The organism is Bacillus sp. LR--39, from assembly GCF_053613335.1.
Genome location: NZ_JBSIOT010000027.1, coordinates 1 through 2757, shown reverse-complemented (window position 1 = coordinate 2757; position 2757 = coordinate 1). Strand labels below are relative to the sequence as shown.

1 protein-coding gene is annotated in these 2757 nt (G+C 49.2%); it reads right to left on the bottom strand.

Going from position 1 to position 2757, the window contains the following annotated elements:
• Positions 1–94 precede the first annotated feature (94 nt).
• Positions 95–2757, bottom strand: a 2663-nt coding sequence (locus ACWHAR_RS19705; RefSeq protein WP_452087590.1) for a DEAD/DEAH box helicase, incomplete at its 5' end; no start/stop codon positions are given.

Genomic DNA, 2757 nt, shown 5'->3' with positions numbered 1-2757 from the left:
TGATAACCGGCGTAACGGATTTTTTGGAAATTCGGCGTGACGGCTATGAACGGAAAAAAGCTGGCTCTTTCAGAGCCAGCTTTTTTAGTCATGATTATTGCGCTGTTGCGCTTAATGTAAACAGTTCTTCAAGCTCCTGTGTGGAAAGCTCGGTAATCCAGTTTTCACTTTGGATAATTTGATCGTTCAGGGTTTGCTTGGATTCAAGCATGACATCAATTTTTTCCTCGATTGTTCCCGTCGTAATCATTTTATGAACGTGGACAAAGCGCTCCTGGCCTATGCGGTATGCACGGTCAGTCGCTTGATTTTCAACCGCCGGGTTCCACCATCTGTCATAATGGATGACGTGATTGGCGGCGGTCAAATTAAGTCCGGTGCCTCCAGCTTTGAGTGAAAGAATCAGTGTCGGATATTCTTTCCTTTGAAATTTCTCAACGAGTGTATCCCGCTCTTGCTTGGAGAGACTCCCATTTAAAAATTGCACAGGTTCCCCGAACGTTTTTTCAAGCAGCCGCTTCATCATGTTCCCCATCTGAATGTATTGCGTGAAAATCAGGCAGCTTTCGTTTTGGGAGCGGATCGCTGTCATCAGTTCCAGCAATTTTTCGAGCTTGACTGATCTGCCGGCCAGCAGCTCGGTTTGCTCTTCCTTTAAATAAAGCGCGGGATGATCGCATATTTGCTTGAGCCGTCCAAGCATGCTGAGGATCAGCGCTTTTCGCTGCATGCCGGTCAGGGATGTCATATGGTCAAAAGTGTCTTTGACGAGCTGCTCATAAAGGGATGCCTGCTCGGCTGACAGAGGGATAAATTCTTTTTCTTCCAGCTTCTCAGGAAGATTAAGCGCGACCTCTTCATCCCGTTTCGTCCGGCGGAGAAGGAATGGCCGGATTAATTGCTGAAGCTGTCCGATTCTCTTTTCGTCCCGGTCTTTTTCGATCGGCAGCACATAGCGTTTATGGAAGCCGGTCAAACTGCCGAGGTAGCCTTTATTCATGAAGTCAAAAATAGACCACAGCTCAGTCAGTCGGTTTTCCATCGGCGTGCCGCTCAGCGCGATATGGTGAAGCCCCTTCAGCTTCCTGATTGCGCGTGATTGCTTCGTATGCGCGTTTTTAATATTTTGCGCTTCATCAAGGCAGATCGTGTTCCATGTCACAGAAGTAAGCTCTTCAGTATCGGCATGTGACAGACCGTATGAAGTGAGCACCACGTCTGCGTTTTCATAATGCGCGGCGAAATCATCACCCTTTGGCCGGCGCGGCCCATAATGGAGCGCGACAGACAGATCAGGGGCAAAGGTTTGAAGCTCCCGCTGCCAGTTGCCAAGTACGGATGTCGGCGCAATAATCAAATGAGGCGTTTTTTGCCGGCCGCTTTCCTTCACGTGAAGGAAATAGGCGATCATTTGAATCGTTTTCCCAAGCCCCATATCGTCAGCCAGACAGGCGCCAAAACCGCTTTCCCGCAGAAACAGCAGCCAGTTCATGCCGTATTTCTGATAAGGGCGGAGCGTTCCTTTGAAAGAAGGACTGACTTCGTGCTCCGGCAGGTTTTCCGCGGCAGTGAGCTTTCGAATCAGTGACCTGAGCTGTTTAGACAGATCAAACTGAATGCCTGCGAAAGCGGATGTATCAATCAGATCCGAATCCTCAAGTCCGCCATCCTGCTGATCCATTAGCTCACGCGCCAGAATATCAGACATGTGGAGTCCCTCTGATTCTGCTTTTTCCATCAGGCGTTTCATCTGTTTGATAAACTGCGGATCGATTTTAACCCATTGCCCGCGGATATTAACAAGGCGCCTGTTGCTGGCGACAAGCTCATTAAATTCAGCCTCAGTCAGTTCAATTCCATTTGTCGCAAACCGCCAGTTGAAATCAAGCAGTGCATTCATGCCGACAAATGACTCGCCGCGCGGGGAGGACGACACCTTTGCTTTCAGCATCATGTTGCTGTCTCTGACAATCTGCCACCAGGACGGCAGGAGGATTTCTACCCCCATATCGACAAGCGTCTCACTTGCTTCTGACAGGAAGATCCAGGCTTCTTCCTCCGAGATCAGCGTTGTCCCGGAATCAAACGACAGCCACGGAACCGTTCTGTGAAAGCGGTCCTGCTCACGCGCGATTTTATCGCTGTACGCCTGCCACGATTTTTTGAGGCTTTTCAGTCCGTCAAAGAATTCTACAGCGCCGCTCTTTTTATCGCGTAAAAACATCTCGATCTTCCATTCGTCTCCGTCAAAGTCCGGTTCATTTAAGCGCAAGCCGACAGTAAATGGAGATTGGTCGTCAATCCAGCCAATGCCTTCCAGAAAATCCTCTTCATCAAGAAAATGGCCGCGGAATGTCGTAACCGCAGGCGATTTCTCCTTGATATGTTCCCATTTCTCCCGCAGGTCATCGTCGTACTGGATGTAATCCTGTACGGCAGAGGAAAACCATTCCGCAGTAAAGCCTTCCAGTATATTATCGCGGTCTTTCCAGCGAAAAACACCGTTTGTCCATGCGTCATAGTCAGGCAGAAAATCGCCGTCCGCGATAAATTCATAGATGGTCGATGCCGCCTCGATCAGCGGCTCCGTTTCTTCTGTAAGCTGCACGGAGCTGAATGAGTTGAACGAGTTTTTGCCGAGAAGCTCTACAGTCATCCATGGCGATAGCAGGACAGCAGTCGTCCCGATGAAGCTGACATCCTCTAGAAAGGTTCCGTAAAATGAGGATTCATGCCATTGGAACAAATGCTTTTTCA